A 19,134-nucleotide genomic window follows, 5' to 3' on the forward strand; every position below is an offset into this window, starting at 1 on the left:
GAATTTTCAAAAAACGATGCTGATTGATCCACTGTGGCAAATCACGATGAACTGATCGGCGGTCTGGACCAGACGAAAACCGCGTCGTCGTACTTCACCGATGAACCTGTCGCGACCAACCTCCCGGTCGATCCAGGCCATTGACCGGCGAATGACCGCGCCTTTCTGCACCGCCTTGGCAGAAAATATCTGGCTGATCCAGAATTCAGGGCTGTTTTGGCGCGACAGGGCTTGCATGCCAACAACCCTGCCCCATCCCGGTTAATGAGGCGTTAAGGCGCGAGGAGCCGGCGGAACATCCTGTCGAGATGCGCCGAAGCGCCCTCATAAACCGGCGCATCTCCCATCAACACCTGCACCTGCGCGTCAAAATCAGCATAGTGCTGGGTTGTTGCCCAGATCGAGAAAAGCAGATGACGCGGGTCTACCGGGGCCAGCTTTCCGGCTGCGACCCAGCGTTTGATCAGGGTCGCCGTTTCGTCGACCAGCGGTTTCAGAACGGTTTCAAGATGCGGAACCATGCGCGGCGCGCCCTGCAATACCTCATTGGCGAAAAGCCTGCTTTCGCGCGGCAGATCGCGTGACATCTCAAGCTTGCGCTGCACATAGCGCAAGACTTCTTTCAGCGGATCGCCTTGGGGGTCAATCTCGCGCAGCGGAGCCAGCCAGATGTCCATCAACTGGTTCAAGAGTGTAACGTGGATATCCTCTTTGCCATCGAAATAATACAGGATGTTCGGCTTACTCAGACCCGCCTCTACAGCGATCTGATCCAGAGTCGCACCGCGATAGCCATGTTGCGAAAACACTTCCAGGGCTGCTTCAAGTATAAGCTTGCGATTGCGCAGCTGGATGCGGCTGGTTTTCTTGACAGGCTGCGCGTCGTTCATTGGGGGCTCCGGTACGGTTACAGGATCAGAATGCGGTATTTTGCCCGTCGGGGAAAGGCCGCGTTACGTTTCCCGGTTCTGGCGCGCGCCGATCCCATTCAGAATGATGGTCTTGACCGATGTCTTGGCGGCCTCCCATTGCGCATCCGTCAGGGGTAGCCCCCCATTCAGCGTTTCGATCTGGTGGCCGAAATCTGCATAGTGCTGCGTCGTGGCCCATAGCATATACAAAAGGTGGCGCGGGTCGACCGCATCCATCTTACCCTCGTCAATCCAGCGCTGAATGACCGCCATCCGCCCTTCTGTCCATTCCACCAGCGTGGTTTCCAGATAGTCCTGAATGACTGGCGCGCGGTGCATCACCTCGGATGCCCAGACCTTGGACCCCGCCGGATGCCGCCGGCTTATTTCCATCTTGGCGTCTATATAGGCGCTGATTCCTTCAACCGGTCCCGGCGCGTCATCGAAAATATCCGCCGCCTTCAGCCAATCCTGAAAAATCGCCTGAACAACCTGTCGATATAGCGATTCCTTGGTGGGAAAATAATAGTGCAGATTGGCCTTGGGCAGCCCCGCCATATCGGCGATCAACTGCATTGTTGCCCCGCCAAACCCTGCTTCGGCAAAGACTTTTTCCGCTGCCTCAAGAATAAGCTTTTCATTCTCGCGGCGGATTTCTTTTTTGCTGAGAGGGCGGGAGGCTGCGGCCATCGCAAAAGGCTTTCAAAAATTTCTTGACCAGTTGGTCAGCATGTGGTGCTCTTCTTCCTGACCATACGGTCAGGATATGACCGATTGCAAGAGGGCCGATCAAGCGCCCCGGCAGCAAGGGAGAATGAACATGGCCGCACACACATCAGCACCGGGTGAGAATCTCAAAATCAATGGCGAGCGCCTGTGGGACAGCCTGATGGAGATGGCCAAGATCGGCCCCGGTGTGGCCGGGGGCAACAACCGCCAGACGCTGACCGATGAAGACGGCGAAGGCAGGGCATTATTCCAAAAGTGGTGTGAGGCTGCGGGCATGAGCATGGGGTTGGACACCATGGGCAACATGTTTGCGCGGCGAGAGGGAACCGACCCGGATGCACTCCCCGTCTATGTCGGTTCCCACCTCGACACACAGCCGACGGGTGGCAAATACGATGGTGTTTTGGGTGTGCTGGCCGGGCTGGAGCTGATCCGCACGCTGAACGATCTGGACATCAAGACCAAACACCCCATCGTCGTCACCAACTGGACCAATGAAGAAGGCACGCGTTTTGCCCCTGCGATGCTCGCCTCGGGCGTTTTTGCGGGTATCCATGACGAACAATGGGCTTATGGACGGACCGATGCTGACGGCAAGAAATTTGGCGATGAACTGGCACGGATCGGCTGGAAGGGCGACGAACCTGTGGGCAGCCGCAAGATGCGCGCATTTTTTGAGCTGCATATCGAACAGGGGCCAATCCTTGAGGCCGAGAACAAGGATATCGGCGTTGTCACCCACGGGCAGGGCCTGTCTTGGACGCAGGTGACAATCACCGGCAAGGACAGTCACACCGGCTCAACCCCGATGAAATTGCGCCGCAATGCGGGCCTTGGCATGGCGCGGGTGCTGGAGCTGGTGGATGATATCGCCTGGTCCCACGCGCCCGATGCGGTAGGCGCGGCCGGACATATCGATGTCTTCCCCAATTCGCGCAACGTGATCCCCGGCAAGGTTGTCTTTACCGTCGATTTCCGTTCTCCTCAGCTGGAGGTTATTCAGGACATGGAGGCGCGGCTCAAGGAAGGTGCCCAAAAGATCGCCGACCGCATGCATCTTGGAATCGAATTTGAAAAGGTCGGCGGGTTTGATCCGGTCACCTTTGACGAGGGCTGTGTCACGGCTGTGCGCAATGCTGCCGAACGGCTTGGCTATTCGCACCGCGACCTGATTTCAGGCGCAGGCCACGACGCCTGCTGGATCAACCGCGTCGCGCCGACGGCGATGGTCATGTGCCCCTGTGTGGATGGGCTGTCGCATAACGAGGCCGAGGAGATTTCCAAGGAGTGGGCCACGGCGGGGGCGGATGTGCTGATGCACGCAGTGGTCGAGACAGCGGAGATTGTGGAGTGACCCAACGCTGCATCTATTCACAAGATGGCCTTGTCGATGTCTTCTGGCGTGAGGACATTGGTGCGATACATGTGAAATGGCATTCAGAATATGACCCAAACGACGGGGTGCAAATGGCTGTCAGGGCTGCTGTTGCCTTCGTGAACGAAAACAATGTGAAGAACTGGCTGGTCGATATTTCGGACTCGGACGATGCACTAAGCGACAAGGACTATGAATGGGTCAGCGGAGACGAGTTTCGCAACCTCATACGGCAATCTACCTTGCAGCGTTTCGTGATGATACCGCCGGGCCCTAAAACCCGACAGGACACAAGTTGGATCGCGGATTGGGAAAAAAACACATTGCAAAATTTCGGAGAAAGCGTTGCGGCAAAAGTGTCTTCGGACATGGATGAAATCCGCGCCTTCTTCGACACATAACAGATGGGAGAAGACCAATGACCACCAAAGTCATTAAAGGCGGCCAGGTTTGCACCGCCGACCGCACCTGGAAGGCCGATGTGCTGATTGAGGGCGAGACGATCAAACAGATCGGCGAGGACCTTAAGGGCGACGAATATATCGACGCGGAAGGCGCCTATGTTATCCCCGGCGGGATTGATCCGCATACCCATCTTGAGATGCCCTTTATGGGCACCACCGCCGCCGAGACCTTCGAGACCGGCACTTGGGCGGCGGCCTGTGGCGGCACCACAATGCTGGTGGATTTCTGCCTGCCCGGCGCCGATGGCAGCATCAAGAACGCGATCAATGAATGGCACCGCAAATCCGCGCCGCAAATTTGCAGCGATATCGGCTATCACATGGCGATCACCGGCTGGAACGAGAACGTGTTCACCGAGATGGAAGACGCGGTCAAGATGGGCGTCAATTCGTTCAAGCATTTCATGGCCTATAAAGGCGCGCTGATGATCGAGGACGACGAAATGTTCGCCAGCTTCAAGCGCTGTGCGGAACTTGGCGCGCTGCCGATGGTGCATGCAGAAAACGGCGATCTTGTCGCCGAGATGCAGCAGAAATATTTCGATCAGGGCATCACCGGCCCCGAAGGCCACGCCTATTCCCGCCCGCCCGAATTTGAGGGCGAGGCCGCCAACCGCGCGATCTGTATTGCCGATGCGGCGGGGGTGCCTTTGTACATCGTGCATGTCAGTTGCGAGCAGGCCCACGAAGCCATCCGCCGTGCGCGGCAAAAGGGCATGCGGGTCTACGGCGAGCCGCTGATCCAGTTCCTGACGCTGGACGAATCCGAGTATTTCAACAAGGATTGGGACCATGCCGCACGCCGCGTGATGTCGCCGCCCTTCCGCAACAAACAACATCAGGACAGCCTGTGGGCCGGTCTTCAGGCCGGGTCATTACAGGTGGTGGCAACCGATCACGCCGCCTTCAACACCGAGCAGAAACGCGCCGGCCGCGACGATTTCCGCATCATCCCCAACGGCTCGAACGGGCTGGAGGAGCGTCTGCCGGTGCTCTGGACGACAGGGGTTGAAACAGGCCGCCTGACGCCGAATGAGTTTGTCGCGGCAACGTCAACCAACGTCGCGAAAATCCTAAACATCTATCCTAAGAAGGGTGCGATTGTTGAAGGGGCTGATGCCGATATCGTGGTCTGGGACCCGAAGATTTCCAAAACCATCTCTCCGGGCAATCACCACTCGATTTTGGATTACAACGTGTTCGAAGGGTTCGAAGTCACGGCCAACAGTCGCTACACCCTCAGCCGTGGCGAGGTGATCTGGGCCTGGGGCCAGAACAGCCAGCCGCAGCCCGGCCGCGGACGTTTCGTGCCCCGCCCGGCCTTCCCCTCGGCCCATGAGGCGCTGAGCAAATGGAAGGCGCTTACCGCCCCCAAGATGATTGAACGCGATCCGCTAAACATCCCCGCGGGGATTTGAGAAAAGGCCACCATGTGAACGACCAACCTGTTGTTACGGCTGAAAACCTCAGCCTGACCTTTGAAACCAGCGACGGCCCGGTGCATGCACTCAAGGATGTAAACCTTGAGGTGCACAAAGGCGATTTCGTTAGCTTCATTGGCCCGTCTGGCTGTGGCAAGACCACGTTTCTGCGGGTCATGGCCGATCTGGAACAGCAGACGGCAGGGACCATCACGGTGAACGGGGTCAGCCCGGAAGAGGCCCGGAAATCCCGCGCCTATGGCTATGTGTTTCAAGCCGCAGGTCTGTACCCGTGGCGTACGATTGGCGGCAACATCCGCCTGCCGCTCGAGATCATGGGGTACGACAAGGCCGATCAGGATCAACGGGTGAAACGCGTGCTGGAGCTGGTTGATCTGGCCGGGTTCGAAAAGAAATTCCCATGGCAATTATCCGGCGGCATGCAGCAACGTGCCAGCATTGCTCGCGCACTGGCGTTTGATGCGGATATTCTGCTGATGGACGAACCCTTTGGCGCGCTGGACGAAATCGTACGCGACCATCTGAACGAACAGCTTTTAAGCCTTTGGGACAAGACGCATAAAACGATCTGCTTTGTCACCCACTCAATCCCCGAGGCGGTTTATCTGAGCACCAAGATTGTGGTCATGTCTCCGCGCCCCGGACGAATAACCGACGTGATCGACAGCCCCCTGCCCCGCGAACGCCCGCTGGAAATCCGTGACACTCCCGAGTTTATCGAAATTGCACACCGCGTCCGTGACGGTTTAAGAGCGGGGCACGGCGATGACTGACCAACGCCGCCCCCCGCAATCGGGCCCCGCCCCTATCCGGGGTACGGACACTTTCACTTTTCACGGTCATCGGCTCTCCAGCCTGTACCGTGAGGCAAAGACAAACCAAATTGCTTTCATTTTTCTTAAAATACTCAATTCCCGTATCTTTTTTCAGCGTAGTGGCATGAGTATTTATGGAAAAATGAAAGTCAGGGTAGGGCACTGCTGATGCGCAACCTTCTACCTGTTCTCACGGTCGTGGCCGCAATTATCGCGCTTTGGTACGGGGCGGCGATCATGCTAAATTCGACCTGGGCGCAAGACAAGGCGACGCGGGCGGGAACAACCCTGAGTATGACCGAGTTGATCACCGATACCTGGAGCCAGAAAAAGCCCAAGCTGCCGGTACCCCATCAAGTCGCGGCCGAAATCTGGCAAACAACCGTTGAAAAAAAGATCACCTCGAAACGCTCTTTGATTTATCACGCCGGGATCACCTTCAGCTCAACCATGCTGGGCTTTGTGATGGGGACGGCGCTTGGTATCGCGCTGGCCATCGGCATCGTCTTTAACCGAACCATGGACATGAGCGTGATGCCCTGGGTGATCGCGTCGCAGACCATTCCCATTCTGGCGATTGCGCCGATGATCATCGTGGTGCTGAACGCGGTGGGGATTTCGGGACTGCTGCCCAAGGCGATGATCTCGATGTATCTGTCTTTCTTTCCGGTGGTGGTAGGTATGGTCAAGGGCCTACGCAGCCCCAGCCATATGCAACTGGACCAGATGCGCACATGGCACGCCAGTGCCAGTCAGACGTTCTGGCGGCTACGGTTACCATCGTCGATGCCCTATCTGTTTACCTCACTCAAGGTGGCCATGGCGGCCAGCCTGGTGGGCGCCATCGTGGGTGAATTGCCCACAGGTGCCGTCGCTGGCCTTGGCGCGCGATTGCTTGCCGGGAGTTATTATGGACAGACGATCCAGATCTGGAGCGCGCTTGTCATGGCGGCAGCGCTGGCAGCAGGATTGGTCTCGATCATCGGGCTAGTGCAGCGCCTGACCCTCAAACGGATGGGGATGGCGTGATGGGTGTCATACGCTCCAGATTTTTTGCGATCGTTGCTGCCGGGCTGATAGGGTTTGCCATACTTTTCTTTATGACACGTTCCAATCCTGCTGGTGGCTTGAGATGGTTACAGGCGATGGCGGTGATTTTGATCTGGCTGGTCTGTTGGGCGACAAATGCCAAACTTGCCAACCTGAAGCTATCTTCACAAAACGCCCAAAAGGCTCGCAAGTTTCTGGTTGCATTGTTTTTTGGCCTTACCGTGCTCTTGCTCTGGGAAATTACAGTTCGCGTCTTTGGAATAAGTAAGGTTCTGCTTCCGGCGCCATCCGCGATCGCATCAACCTTTGCAGCCTCGACCGATATCCTTTGGGTGGATTTCGTGCAGACCGTGCTGAAGGGCGCATTGTCGGGCTATGTGCTGGGCTGTGGCTCGGCGTTTCTGATTGCAGTGATCATCGACCGGTTTCCGTTCCTGCAACGGGGCCTTTTGCCGGTCGGTAATTTCGTGGCAGCCTTGCCGATTATCGGCATGGCACCGATCCTCGTGATGTGGTTCGGGTTCGACTGGCAGTCCAAGGCGGCGGTGGTGGTGGTGATGGTGTTTTTTCCCATGCTGGTGAACACCGTGCAGGGCCTGCAGGATACCGACGCGATGCAGCGTGACCTGATGCGCACTTACGCGGCCGGATATTGGAAAACCCTTCTGAAGCTGCGCCTGCCTGCGGCGATGCCGTTTATCTTTAATGGGCTTAAAATTGCCACCACGCTGGCACTGATCGGGGCGATTGTTGCGGAATTCTTTGGCTCGCCCATCCGTGGCATGGGCTTTCGCATCTCGACCTCGGTTGGACAACTAGCGATGGATCTGGTCTGGGCCGAGATCGTGGTGGCGGCGATTGTCGGCTCGGCGTTTTACGGCGGGGTTGCGCTGCTGGAGAAGACAATGACATTCTGGCACCCATCACAAAGGCGCCGGACATAAGGCAACTTAAAACACAAGGGAGAACCACGATGAACAAATTTACACAAGCACTGGCGGTTGCCGCAGCTGGGGCCTGGGCCTCGGTTGCGCAGGCAGCGGATGACGTGACACTGCAATTGAAGTGGGTCACGCAGGCGCAGTTTGCGGGGTATTACGTGGCGCAGGATCAGGGCTTTTACGACGAGGAAGACCTGAACGTCACGATCAAACCGGGCGGGCCCGATATCGCCCCGGCGCAGGTTATTGCCGGTGGCGGGGCCGATGTGGTGCTGGACTGGATGCCTTCAGCGCTGGCCAGCCGCGAAAAAGGTTTGCCACTGGTGAATATCGCGCAACCGTTCAAATCTTCGGGTATGATGCTGACCTGCCGCAAGGATGCAGGTGTTGAAACACCTGCCGATTTCGCCGGTAAAACCCTTGGCGTGTGGTTCTTTGGCAATGAGTATCCTTTCCTGAGCTGGATGAGCAAACTGGGATTGGCCACAGATGGATCAGAGGGCGGCGTGACGGTTCTCAAGCAGGGCTTTAACGTTGATCCCATTTTGCAGGGTCAGGCGGCCTGTGTGTCGACCATGACCTATAATGAATATTGGCAGATCATCGACGCAGGGCTAAGCCCGGATGATCTGGTTGTCTTCAAATACGAGGATCAGGGCGTGGCGACGCTTGAGGACGGCATGTATGTTCTGGAGGAAAACCTGAATGATCCTGCGTTTGTCGATAAGATGGTACGCTTTGTGCGGGCCTCGATGAAGGGTTGGAAATGGGCCGAGGAGAACCCCGAAGACGCCGCGATGATCGTGCTGGACAACGACGCCTCGGGTGCGCAGACAGAAGAGCATCAGACCCGGATGATGGGCGAGATTGCCAAACTGACAGCTGGCAGCAATGGCGCGCTTGACCCGGCGGATTACGAGCGCACGGTGCAATCGCTTCTGGCGGGTGGCTCGGATCCGGTGATTACCAAACACCCGGGCGAAGGCGCCTGGACCCACGTGATTACCGATGCCGCGCTGAACTAAATCGCCGGGTTCGACAGGGCTAAACCAAATGCAAAGACCCGGGGCACAAATGCTGCTCTGGGTCTTTTTTTGTTCAAAACCAACCTGCATCATTGGTGTTTTGGCCAGTTTTGTAGATACGCACACTAAAACCACAACATATTGCGATGATCGATTAACAACGGCCACAAATCCATTGAAAATGAAGGCTTTATTCAAATCGCCACCTGTGCTACGTTTTCCGCAATAAATCAAAAGCCAGTCGGAAAACCGGCGGCACGAGGCAGAAAAAGAGTAGTTCCATGAAGGCTCGGGGCAGGCAACCGATCCGTTGGGGTCTGGTTGCGTTAGCGACTATCTGGATGTTGATCATCGTACCTTTGAGTGCGGTTGCAGCACCTTATGCAGCGATGGTAATTGATGCGCGCAGCGGCGAGGTACTGCATTCGCGCAACGCTGATTCACGGCTGCATCCGGCCTCGTTGACCAAAATGATGACGCTGTACGTGGTGTTTGAGGCGATTGAGAACGGCGAAATCGGCCTGGATACCAAGGTGACAATCTCAAAGCATGCCGCCAGCGAGCCGCCCAGCAAACTGGGCCTGCGCCCCGGCCAGAAGATCGCACTGCGGTATCTGATCCGCGCAGCTGCGGTAAAATCGGCCAATGACGCGGCCACGGCCCTTGGTGAAGCGATCGAAGGCTCCGAAGCCAAGTTCGCCCGCCGGATGAACCGCACGGCCAAGGCACTTGGCATGACACGGTCGACCTTCAAGAATGCCCATGGCCTGACGGAATCGGGTCACCTGTCGACAGCGCGCGACATGACAAATCTGGGGCGGCACCTGTTTTACGACTACCCAGAATATTACAATCTGTTTTCACGGATCACGGCAGATGCCGGGGTGCGCAAGGTCTCTCACACCAACCGTAAGCTTTTACAAAGCTATCGCGGCGCGGATGGCATCAAAACCGGCTACACCCGTGCGGCGGGTTTTAACCTTGTGGCCAGCGCCGAACGTGGCAAAGAACGCGTCATCGCAACAGTGTTTGGCGGCCGGTCAACCGCGTCTCGGAATGCGAAGGTGGCTGAATTGCTTGACCTCGGCTTTCGTCGCGCACCTACCAGGGTTGCACTGCACCGTCCCAGCAAACCACCTTATATGGGCAAAGGTGGCGGACAAGCTATTCCGGCCGCGGCCGGCAAAACAGTGCGCTTCGCCTCGGCTGCAGCCGTCAAGAAAAGCTTGAGACCACAACAGCGCCCCATTACCGAAACCCAACCAATCGTTGTTGCGATCAAGGATGATATTGAAAAGGCCATCATGGCAGCTCAGCAGACCAGTGCGCAAAAGACCGAGAAAGTCGCCCAGGTGGTACCTGCCAAAGTAAGCCCCACTGCAAGGCCAAAAGACCTTGTACTGGCCAAGGCCGAGGTGGAAGACCCGATACAAGAAGTTGTGACGCGCGTCTCGACATCCGGCGGGCGGCATTGGGGAATAAACATCGGGCGCTACCCAAGCCAGTACAAGGCCCGCAAGGTTCTGTTGCAGACAGCACTTAGTGAAATGAGCACGCTGGACGGATCCCTGCGCAAAGTCGTCAAACGCTCGAATGGGTTTGACGCAAATTTCATGGGGATGAGCCGTGAAACAGCTGATCTTGCCTGCCGGCGGCTTCAAGCCAAACAGGTTACCTGCTTCATGATCGGACCGGGCTGATCTTTTCCCTTGTGATGCGACAGAATGTATTCCTGAAAGTCGCGACAGGGGCCCTTAGCGCACAATTGTTAAAATTAAGTTAATTTATCGTCGCCTTTTCGGATTTCCAACATAAGTTGGTTCCAGAGGTGTGAAAATTGGCTGATCCGTATTTCTCGGAACTGAAATTTGTCGGCGGGACAGTCCTTGATTTTCTTGAGATCGCCGTCGACACCGGGCTGGATGTCAGCGGCATTCAGGTTGTTGTCTACAATCCGGACGGTACGGTCAGGTCAACTGACACGCTTGGAACCGCCAGCGGAACAATTGCCGGAAGCGATATTTATGTAATTGACAGTACCACCGCTGCGAATTTCAACGGCGTGCATCAGAACGGCGCAGTGGCACTGGTGCAGGACGGCGTTGTGCTGTCCTTTTTGTCCTTCAGCAGAACCGTTACCCCGTCTGAGGGGCCGGCTGTCGGGTTAACATCGACAGCCCTGGGAACTACCACAGGTGGCCAGTCTCTGGAATCGACAGATGGCGGGACGACCTATGTCGTTCAGACCAACCCCACCCCCGGCACCGCACCCTGTTTTCAGACCGGGTCGCTTATCCTGACGGATCGGGGTTACGTTCCTGTAGAAACCCTGAAGGCGGGTGACTTGGTGGAAACGCTTGATCAGGGGCTTATGCCGCTTCTTTGGGTTGGAAATCGTGTGCTGACGTTTTCAGAAATGGCCAACCCCAAGTTTCACCCGGTCTGCATACCCGCAGGGTCTATGGCGCTAGGCGTGCCTAATCGTGATCTTTTCCTTTCCCCCAATCACCGCGTATTTCTCAACCATCCTGTAACAGAGTTGCTGTTTCACGAATCCGAGGTGCTGACCCCGGTAAAAGCACTGGTCGGCTATCGGGGCGTCGGGTGCAGACCGATCAGCGCACCAGTCAACTACCACCACCTTTTGTTCAAACGCCATCAGGTGGTCTGGTCCAATGGCCTGCCAAGCGAAAGCTTTTTCCCTGATCACGTCGGCCTTTCGGCCTATTCGGACAAAATGCAAAATAGCCTGATGTCGACACTTCCGGCATTGAGGCAGGGAATAAATGCCTATGGCCGCACCGCGCGGATGGTATTGAAACCGTCAGAAACGCAAGTTTTGCTAAGCTATGTAGCGACAGGTCCGCTATCCAGATTTTGCAGCCAGAACATGCCATCTGTGGCCTGAGGTCAGGGTTTGGGGTGGTCATCCCAATCATCAGAAAGGATACGGCGGCTGTCGCCGTCGGGATCGTCATACTGGTTGGAACGCACCGTATAGATAAACGCCACAAGACCCACGCCCCCCAGAAACAGGGAAATGGGAATCAGGTAGGCCAGGATGTTCATTGCATTACCTCAGCCTGAGCGCGTTGAGCGACACCGTGATTGAACTGGCCGACATGGCCAATGCCGCAATCAGTGGTGTGGCCAGACCTGCCACCGCTAGCGGCACGGCGATGATATTGTAGATCGTGGCAATCCGAAAGTTTTCGCGTATCCGCCGGGTGGCGGATTGTGCTGTGTCACAAGCCGCCGCAATCGGGCTGAGATCACTGCCCAGCAAAACGATGTCGCTGGCCACCCGCGCGGCATCCAGCGCTGACGCTGGCGAGATCGAGACATGGGCGGCTGCCAGCGCCGCAGTATCATTCAGCCCATCCCCCACCATCAGGACATGCGCACCATTGTAGGTCATGGCCTGAATGCGGGCAGATTTGTCGGCCGGAAGCGCCTCGGCCAGCCAATGGGTGATACCCAGCCGCTTTGCCAGTGCCTCGACCGCAGCCGTGGTATCGCCGGACATCAGATAAACAGATTTCCCGCTGTCCTTCAGCGCCTGCACCGCGTCGGAGGCGCCCTCACGTAAATGGTCGGCAAAGGTGAATGTAATGGCAGGCCGACCGGCGACCTGCAGGTGGGTTGCTGTCTGTGCGGTGTCCCCTGCCCCGGTCCAGCTGGCACGGCCCAGCCGAACCTCCTGTCCCTTGTAAGTGCCTTTGGTACCATAGCCGGGCACTTCGGTAATGTTGGCGACGCCAGCGCAAGCCATCCCGGCGTCACGCGCTGCACGGGTGATGGATTGCGCCAGGGGATGGGACGACCCCCGCGCCAGGGCATAGGCCACTTCGGCGTCTTTGCGTGGAAGGGATTCCAAATTGGTCAATTCGGGTGCACCCGCGGTCAAAGTGCCGGTTTTGTCAAAGACCACGGTATCGACCTGCGCCAGACGTTCCAGCGCCGTTTCGTGTTTGATCAGCATACCACGGCGAAACAGCCGGCCACTGGCCGCAGTCGTCACAGCAGGTACGGCCAGCCCAAGCGCACAGGGGCAGGTGATGATCAGTACGGCGGCGGCGATGTTGAGGGCCGTGCGTACATCCCATGAATAAAGGTACCAGCCCAGGAAACTGAGCGCCGACAAGATATGTACGCCGGGGGCATAAAGCTTGGCCGCCTTGTCGGCCAGTGAGGTATAACGCGAGCGCCCGGATTCCGCGAGCGCAACCAGATCGGCCATCTGGTGCAATGAGGTATCTGCGCCTACTGCCGTGGCGCGAACCGTCAACAGGCCCGTCAGATTGACCTCGCCGGCCGATACCCGCTGCCCTTCGCCGGCAAAAACCGGCACGGTTTCACCCGTCAACAGCGAGCGGTCGATTTCGGACGTGCCGCTGACAATCTCGCCGTCCACCGGCATGCGGCCGCCGGGACGGACAAGAATCATGTCACCGACACGCAATTCAGCGACATTGACGGTTTCCTCAGCACCATCGGACAGGCGGATCGCACGGGGCACCTCAAGTGCGGTCAGTTCTTCGGCGGCTGAACGGGCAATGGCGCGGGTGCGGTGATCAAGATAGCGGCCTGCCAGCAAAAAGAAGGTCAGGGCAAGTGCGGCGTCGAAATAGGCGTGTTCACCCGATAGCGCGGTTTCCCAAAGCGACGTAACCACCGCCAGCAAGATCGCCAGCGTAATTGGCACGTCCATATTGAGCGAGCGGTTGGACAGCGCGGCCCAGGCATTGCGGAAAAACGGCTGCCCGGCAAAGGCGATAGTAGGCAGGGCGATGGCCGCAGAAATCCAGTGAAACAGGTCGCGTGTGGCGTCTGCGGCCCCGGACCAGACGGCGACAGACAGCAGCATCACATTCATCGAGGCAAAGCCCGCCACGGCCAGCCGCATCAGCAATTCGCGCCCGGCACGATTGTTCGCCGTGGCGTTCAGGGTACCAGCGTCCAGCTCGTGTGCCTCGTATCCCAACCCCTGAACCAGGGCGACCATATCCTGCGCGCTCACATCAGCGCCCGCATCGATGCTGGCGCGTTTGAGGGTTAGATTTACACGGGCGGATTTGACACCGGGATGCGCGTTCAGCCCTCGCTCGATTTTCGAGATGCAGGCCGAGCAGTGGATCGTGGGCAATGACAGAGCGATCTGCGCCGGACCGATATCCCTGGCTGCCAACGCCTCGGCCGCGGGGCCGGCGGCGCAGGCCGGACAGGCAGAAAGGGATGGGCGCAGTGTGGCTGTCATTGCAGACCTATTTCTTGTGCAGCACAACGCGCTGCTGGAATTCCGTACCATCCAGCGCGGTTGCTTGCATCCGGATATTCCAGTTTCCGTCGCTCAGTTCAACCGGGGCGACATAGGCGTTTCCGTTAAACTGGAAATCAGGCTCGGTATCATCTTTAATCTGCGTGGCGCGGCCTACAATCGCGTGCAGGCTGCCAACCTGAACCGGCTTGCCATCTGCATCTGTGATGGCCAGCGTCAGCACGCCATCAGCATGGTCGGCGCTGACGGTCCAACCCAGCCCCTCCTGGGCAGCCTTTCGCACATTGAATTCCTGACTCGCGACATAAGAGTTTTTAACTTCAAGTCCGGGAAAGGTGCGGATCGCTGAGTAGGCCAGGACCAGATTTACGCCGATGATCAGGCCAAAGGCCGCAGCAAAGCCCAGAAACACATGCCGACCGGTGATCTGCCGTTCTGCCATCAGTTCGACCTTCCGTTAAAGACAGTGTCGCGATAAGCGCGTTCCCCGTTCGAGGTGTCTTCGATCCACAAGCGGACTTCGCTGCGCTCGTTGTTCGCAGCATCCGAACTGGGAGCGGCAATCAGGTAAACCCGCTGCAACTTGGTTGAATCTGCAGGCACCGTCACGGCACTATAAGGTGTTCCCTCAAGCTCGAGACGGATTGCGGCATCACCGACAACCGATAATTTGAACGGCCGGTCTTCGCCGTGCTTGTTGCGCAGTCGGACCTCGTAAGTATTGCGGATCGACCCGTCCGATAGGGTGACAAAGGTGGGGTTTCGTACCGGCGCCACGGTCATGTCGATGTCGGACTGGATGAACAGCGCAAAGACCAGACCAAAGCCGACCAGAGACCAGAGCGCGGTATACAGGATCGTGCGCGGGCGCAGGATGTGCTTGATAATCGGCTTGGGCGGTTTGCCCGCGCGTTCGTTTTCTTCGTCGGTCAGCGCCATATAGTCGATCAGGCCGCGCGGCTTGCCAATCTTGGCCATGATATCATCGCAGGCGTCAATGCAGAGCGCGCAGGTGATACATTCAAGCTGCTGACCGTCGCGGATATCGATGCCCACGGGGCAGACGTTGACGCAGGCCATGCAATCGATGCAATCGCCCTGCGGCTCACCTGCCTTGACCGCCTCGGAGTGTTTGCGCGGCTCGCCCCGCCATTCGCGGTAACCCACAACAAGGGTGTCTTCATCCAGCATCGCCGCCTGAATCCGGGGCCACGGACAGGCATAGATACAAATCTGTTCACGTGCGAAACCACCAAAGAAAAATGTGGTGCCGGTCAGAACGGCGATGGTGGTATAGGCGACGGGATGCGCATTGAGGGTGAACAGATCAACCAGAAGAGCCGGCGCATCGGTGAAATAGAACACCCAGGCCCCGCCGGTTGCCAACGCAATCAACATCCAGGTGATCCATTTTGTCATCCGCAGGCGGGCCTTGCGGAAATCCCATTTCTTTTGCCGGTGCAGGCGCAGCCGGGCGTTGCGATCGCCTTCGATCCAGCGTTCCACCAGAATGAACAGGTCAGTCCAGACAGTTTGCGGGCAGGCATAGCCACACCAGACCCGGCCAAGCGCCGAGGTAAACAGGAACAGGCCCAGCCCCGCCATGACCAGAAGGCCCGCGATAAAGTAAAATTCGTGCGGCCAGATTTCGATCCAGAAGAAAAAGAACCGACGGCTGGCCAGATCAACCAGCACCGCCTGATCGGGCAGGTTGGGCCCCCGATCCCAGCGAATCCAGGGCGTTAGATAATAGATGCCCAGGGTCACTACCATGATTCCCCACTTGAGGTTACGGAACTTCCCGTAAACCTTTTTAGGGAAAACCGGTTCATGTGCGGCGTAGAGGCTTTGCGGCGCGTCGGGCTGAGTATCGGCCAACGGAATCACTCCGGTTTTTTGGGTCCAGTTTCAGGGACTTTTCACAGGTAAGGCCCCGAGTCTCTTTGACATGTATCAAATTCTGACTCTCAAAGTGATCTATAAAACTCATTTGCCAAGGCAGACGCATCGCCGCAGGCAGGCGGATGGGCAGGCCAGAGGGTCTTTGACCTTGGGTCAATCTGCTGTCATCTTTGATTTAAACAGAGTTTTCAAAGGCGAATGGGGCAATGACAGGCAAGCGTAAGGCATCGGAACAGGACGAATTTTCGGCCGCCGAAATCGGTGCCTTGGCACATCTCTATCGCGGTGAGGTTTATCGCAGTACAATCTGGCGCACCCGGCTGGACACCACAACCAACTGGGCGGTAGTGACCCTTGGCGTAGCGCTGTCGATCACCTTTTCATCGCCCTCAGCGTCCCCGCTCCCGTTGCTGCTGGTGGGCATTCTGATCCTGCTTTTTCTGGCGCTCGAAGCGCGGCGCTATCGGTTTTTCAACGTCTGGCGCGGACGCACCCGGTGGATGGAAAAGTATTTTTATGTGCCGATGCTGCAAGACGGCGACCTGCACACAGAAGAAAACTGGCAAAGCGTTCTGGCGATGGATTACAAGTATCCACAATATCACGTCAGCTACCTGACGGCTTTGTCGCGGCGCATTCGCAGCAATTACCTGTGGATCCTGCTGATTCAGGCGCTGGCCTATCTGGGTAAACTGATGGTGCACCCCACCGGCGTGGCCAGTCTGGAAGAGTTGCGTACCCGTGCCGATATTGGCCCCGTGCCCGGTGAATTGGTGCTGGGGATCGGGGTGATCTATATCGGGGTCATGATTTCCTTGTCGATCTGGGTAACCCGTAATGACAAGAAAAATGCAGCACGACGTGGCGGCGAACGCTCGATGGGTTAGCTAATTGATCTCTTATATTAAATGGGGGCTTCGCATTCCCGAGCGCATTTTCGCAGCCATTTCAAAAAGGTTTTCAGAGCGGGGCGCTGCACGCCCGGGCGGGTTACGATGTGATAGCCTTTTTTGTCGTTCTTTTCGAACAAAACCCGCAACCGTCCGGCACGAATATCGGTTTCGGCAAAGGTGCGGATGGCCACAGCAATACCCCTGCCGTCGCGGGCACCGTCCAGCAACAGGTTGCCGGGCAATTGAATCGAGCCCTGCCCCATTTTAGACAGCGTGCCGATGCCTGACAGCCAGTTGTTGGCCTCAGAGATGCCTGCATCCATCACCCAGGGAAATTCTGCCAGCTCTTCAAAGGATTGAAACGTTCGTTCCCCAACCAAAGAAGGCGCCGCCACCACCACCATGGGAGACAGGAACAGACTTTCGCTGACAAGACCGGGCCAGTTACCTGCCCCATAACGCAGGGCAATGTCGATGTTGCCGGTGTCGAGGGGTTCAACCTTGGGGGTGGTACTGAGGATCAGATCAATATCCGGATGAGCGGCATGAAACCCGCCCAATTGTGGCATCAGCCAGGCCGAGGCGAACATTGGTGTGGTCGAGATATGCAGCGGTCGGTTGGCGTCTGCGCCCGTCAAGGCACTGATTGTACGTGAAATTGTTTCAAAACCGACAGACAGGGAATCGGCAAGTTGCTGGCCCTCGGACGTCAGTTCAAGCGCGCGACCACTGCGATTGACCAAAGACAGGCCCATATGCGCCTCAAGCGACTTGATCTGCTGGCTAATGGCTGCGTGGCTGACGTTTAGTTTGGTTCCCGCCGCCACAGCCGAACCGGTCTCGGCCAGTGCCACGAAGGCTCGAAGCGCGGACAAAGGTGGCAGGCTCAGCCAATCCATATCTGTAACTTATCCTTACATGTTAGAATTTTTCCTGAGTCGCAGGATGTCACGTTTTCCACCATATTCAAGACATAACAGCATCCACGAAAGGAAACGACATGCTGAATGTTCTTGCAAAAACTTTCATGACTGCCACCCGGTCTGAGCCCCGCAACCACTGGAAAAACCACACCCGGTTCGACGATCGTCATCAGGCCCAGCTTTTTCCGCACGCCATAGGAGGGCGCCGTGATTGATCCGATTGTCTTTCATCCCGAACTGGTCTTTCGGCAGGAAGGAAGGCCAAGACACTGGCCGTGGCGGGGCGGCAGATGGAGCACACAAGCTCCGGTATCTTCGACGAAAAGCCGCCGCAGATAACGTGTAAGGTCTGTAGCTGAATTTGAATGGCCCAGGTCGGCGATACGTTCTTGCAATAATTGGGGCCGCAGAGTAGGTACTCTGCGGCCCTAACTATGGCGGCACCGGCCTTCCTGGAAACGCGCGAACAGGACGGAAGAGCCGGTGCCTGACCTGCAGGAATGATCCCGCAGGCGTTCTGTTATTCACCGCCTCCCAGCTGATGAACATATGTCGCGACCGCGCGTACCTGGGCCTCGGTCAGGCGACCGCTCCAAGGTGGCATGACGCCGTAACGACTGTTGGTGACGGTTTCGGTGATCGTGTCGATATCCCCGCCATAAAGCCAGATGGCGTCGGCCAGGTTAGGCGCACCCTGTGCCCGGTCGCCTGTACCATCTTCCATGTGGCAGGCAGCGCAGTTATCCAGGAACACGGCTTCGCCCTCGGCAGCCAGGGCTGCGTCCTGTGGCGTGCCCGAAAGCGACATCACATAGTTGGCGACCTGACCGATTTCGGCAGGTTCCAGGATCTCGCCAAAGGCGGGCATCTCGGAATAGCGGGCATCGTCGTCCACCTCGTTACGGATACCGTGGCTGACAGTGGTGTGGATATCCTCGATGGTACCGCCCCACAGCCAGTCATTGTCCAGCAGGTTGGGATACCCCTTGGCCCCGGCAGCACCGGACCCGTGACACTGCGCACACCATGTCTTGAACACAGCCGCCCCTGCCGAGGTAGCATAGCCCGACAGTTCGGGGTCTTCGGCAATCGTGGCCAGCTCGACCGAGGCCAGTTTCTGGTTGATCGCCGCATTGGCGGCTTCTGCCTCGGCAATATCAGCCGCGACATTGGCGCGGGTTGAAAAGCCCTTGTAACCCGCGGTTGCGCCATTGATCAGCGGCCAGGCGGGGTAGGCGATCACGTACCAGATACCCCAGATAATGCAGAGATAGAATGTCCACAGCCACCAGCGCGGCAGAGGGTTGTTGAATTCCTGAATGCCGTCCCATTCATGGCCGGTTGTGTCAGGATCTTGCTTTTGCTTCATTGGTTGCTTTGCCATGT

General features: G+C 57.4%; 19 protein-coding genes. 10 read left to right on the forward strand and 9 right to left on the reverse strand.

Going from position 1 to position 19,134, the window contains the following annotated elements:
* Window positions 1–6: 6 nt before the first annotated feature.
* The 3 genes from PEL8287_RS16150 to PEL8287_RS16160 form a co-directional block, all read right to left on the reverse strand.
* The gene (locus PEL8287_RS16150) at window positions 7–237 is read right to left on the reverse strand and encodes an N-(5'-phosphoribosyl)anthranilate isomerase (protein ID WP_085893468.1); all 231 of its coding nucleotides are present in this window, start codon (window positions 235–237) and stop codon (window positions 7–9) included.
* Window positions 238–272: 35 nt separating this feature from the next.
* Complete coding sequence (locus PEL8287_RS16155) at window positions 273–890, reverse strand: TetR family transcriptional regulator C-terminal domain-containing protein (protein WP_085893469.1); 618 nt, start codon at window positions 888–890, stop codon at window positions 273–275.
* 63 nt (window positions 891–953) lie between these two features.
* Window positions 954–1,601 carry a TetR/AcrR family transcriptional regulator gene (locus tag PEL8287_RS16160; protein WP_085893470.1) on the reverse strand — a complete coding sequence of 216 codons (648 nt, stop codon included), beginning with the start codon at window positions 1,599–1,601 and terminating at the stop codon, window positions 954–956.
* Window positions 1,602–1,731: 130 nt separating this feature from the next.
* On the opposite strand from PEL8287_RS16160, the gene PEL8287_RS16165 reads away from it, so the two are divergent.
* The 9 genes from PEL8287_RS16165 (at window position 1,732) to PEL8287_RS16205 (ending at window position 11,660) form a co-directional block, all read left to right on the forward strand.
* Window positions 1,732–2,994: a Zn-dependent hydrolase gene (locus PEL8287_RS16165; RefSeq protein WP_085893471.1), complete on the forward strand. Its 1,263-nt coding sequence runs from the start codon at window positions 1,732–1,734 to the stop codon at window positions 2,992–2,994.
* Window positions 2,991–3,416, forward strand: coding sequence for a hypothetical protein (locus PEL8287_RS16170; RefSeq protein WP_085893472.1), 426 nt, complete (start codon window positions 2,991–2,993; stop codon window positions 3,414–3,416). Before PEL8287_RS16165 ends, PEL8287_RS16170 begins: the two co-directional genes overlap by 4 nt.
* Before the next feature lie 17 nt (window positions 3,417–3,433).
* Window positions 3,434–4,897, forward strand: a complete 1,464-nt coding sequence (gene hydA, locus PEL8287_RS16175) for a dihydropyrimidinase (RefSeq protein ID WP_085893473.1) — start codon at window positions 3,434–3,436, stop codon at window positions 4,895–4,897.
* Window positions 4,898–4,911: 14 nt separating this feature from the next.
* Window positions 4,912–5,694, forward strand: a complete 783-nt coding sequence (locus PEL8287_RS16180; RefSeq protein ID WP_085893474.1) for an ABC transporter ATP-binding protein — start codon at window positions 4,912–4,914, stop codon at window positions 5,692–5,694.
* Between the two features lie 210 nt (window positions 5,695–5,904).
* The gene (locus PEL8287_RS16185) at window positions 5,905–6,765 is read left to right on the forward strand and encodes an ABC transporter permease (RefSeq protein ID WP_176228674.1); all 861 of its coding nucleotides are present in this window, start codon (window positions 5,905–5,907) and stop codon (window positions 6,763–6,765) included.
* A 128-nt stretch (window positions 6,766–6,893) separates the two neighbouring features.
* Window positions 6,894–7,730, forward strand: coding sequence for an ABC transporter permease (locus tag PEL8287_RS16190; RefSeq protein WP_370737927.1), 837 nt, complete (start codon window positions 6,894–6,896; stop codon window positions 7,728–7,730).
* A gap of 29 nt (window positions 7,731–7,759) precedes the next feature.
* Window positions 7,760–8,752: an ABC transporter substrate-binding protein gene (locus tag PEL8287_RS16195; protein ID WP_085893476.1), complete on the forward strand. Its 993-nt coding sequence runs from the start codon at window positions 7,760–7,762 to the stop codon at window positions 8,750–8,752.
* A 281-nt stretch (window positions 8,753–9,033) separates the two neighbouring features.
* Entirely contained in the window at window positions 9,034–10,452 is a 1,419-nt protein-coding gene (locus PEL8287_RS16200; protein ID WP_085893477.1) for a D-alanyl-D-alanine carboxypeptidase family protein, read from the forward strand.
* Between the two features lie 137 nt (window positions 10,453–10,589).
* Window positions 10,590–11,660 (forward strand): Hint domain-containing protein, encoded by a 1,071-nt coding sequence (locus PEL8287_RS16205; RefSeq protein WP_085893478.1) that lies wholly within the window; start codon window positions 10,590–10,592, stop codon window positions 11,658–11,660.
* Between the two features lie 2 nt (window positions 11,661–11,662).
* Here PEL8287_RS16205 and ccoS read toward each other — a convergent pair whose 3' ends face one another.
* From ccoS to ccoG, 4 genes are read right to left on the reverse strand one after another with little or no spacing between them, the layout of a single operon-like run.
* On the reverse strand, window positions 11,663–11,821 hold the full coding sequence (gene ccoS / locus PEL8287_RS16210) for a cbb3-type cytochrome oxidase assembly protein CcoS (protein WP_085893479.1): 159 nt from the start codon (window positions 11,819–11,821) through the stop codon (window positions 11,663–11,665).
* A 4-nt stretch (window positions 11,822–11,825) separates the two neighbouring features.
* Window positions 11,826–14,009 carry a heavy metal translocating P-type ATPase gene (locus tag PEL8287_RS16215; protein ID WP_085893480.1) on the reverse strand — a complete coding sequence of 728 codons (2,184 nt, stop codon included), beginning with the start codon at window positions 14,007–14,009 and terminating at the stop codon, window positions 11,826–11,828.
* Window positions 14,010–14,016: 7 nt separating this feature from the next.
* Window positions 14,017–14,472: a FixH family protein gene (locus PEL8287_RS16220; RefSeq protein ID WP_176228675.1), complete on the reverse strand. Its 456-nt coding sequence runs from the start codon at window positions 14,470–14,472 to the stop codon at window positions 14,017–14,019.
* On the reverse strand, window positions 14,472–15,908 hold the full coding sequence (ccoG, locus tag PEL8287_RS16225) for a cytochrome c oxidase accessory protein CcoG (protein WP_085893525.1): 1,437 nt from the start codon (window positions 15,906–15,908) through the stop codon (window positions 14,472–14,474). The genes PEL8287_RS16220 and ccoG overlap by 1 nt, the downstream gene beginning before the upstream one ends.
* Before the next feature lie 230 nt (window positions 15,909–16,138).
* On the opposite strand from ccoG, the gene PEL8287_RS16230 reads away from it, so the two are divergent.
* The gene (locus PEL8287_RS16230) at window positions 16,139–16,819 is read left to right on the forward strand and encodes a DUF2270 domain-containing protein (protein WP_085893482.1); all 681 of its coding nucleotides are present in this window, start codon (window positions 16,139–16,141) and stop codon (window positions 16,817–16,819) included.
* A gap of 17 nt (window positions 16,820–16,836) precedes the next feature.
* On the opposite strand, the gene PEL8287_RS16235 is transcribed toward PEL8287_RS16230, so the two are convergent.
* Both PEL8287_RS16235 and ccoP read right to left on the reverse strand, forming a co-directional pair.
* Entirely contained in the window at window positions 16,837–17,724 is an 888-nt protein-coding gene (locus PEL8287_RS16235) for a LysR family transcriptional regulator (protein WP_085893483.1), read from the reverse strand.
* 544 nt (window positions 17,725–18,268) lie between these two features.
* On the reverse strand, window positions 18,269–19,132 hold the full coding sequence (gene ccoP, locus PEL8287_RS16240; RefSeq protein WP_085893484.1) for a cytochrome-c oxidase, cbb3-type subunit III: 864 nt from the start codon (window positions 19,130–19,132) through the stop codon (window positions 18,269–18,271).
* Window positions 19,133–19,134: the final 2 nt, after the last annotated feature.

This window comes from Roseovarius litorisediminis (assembly GCF_900172295.1).
Taxonomy (GTDB): Bacteria; Pseudomonadota; Alphaproteobacteria; order Rhodobacterales; family Rhodobacteraceae; genus Roseovarius; species Roseovarius litorisediminis.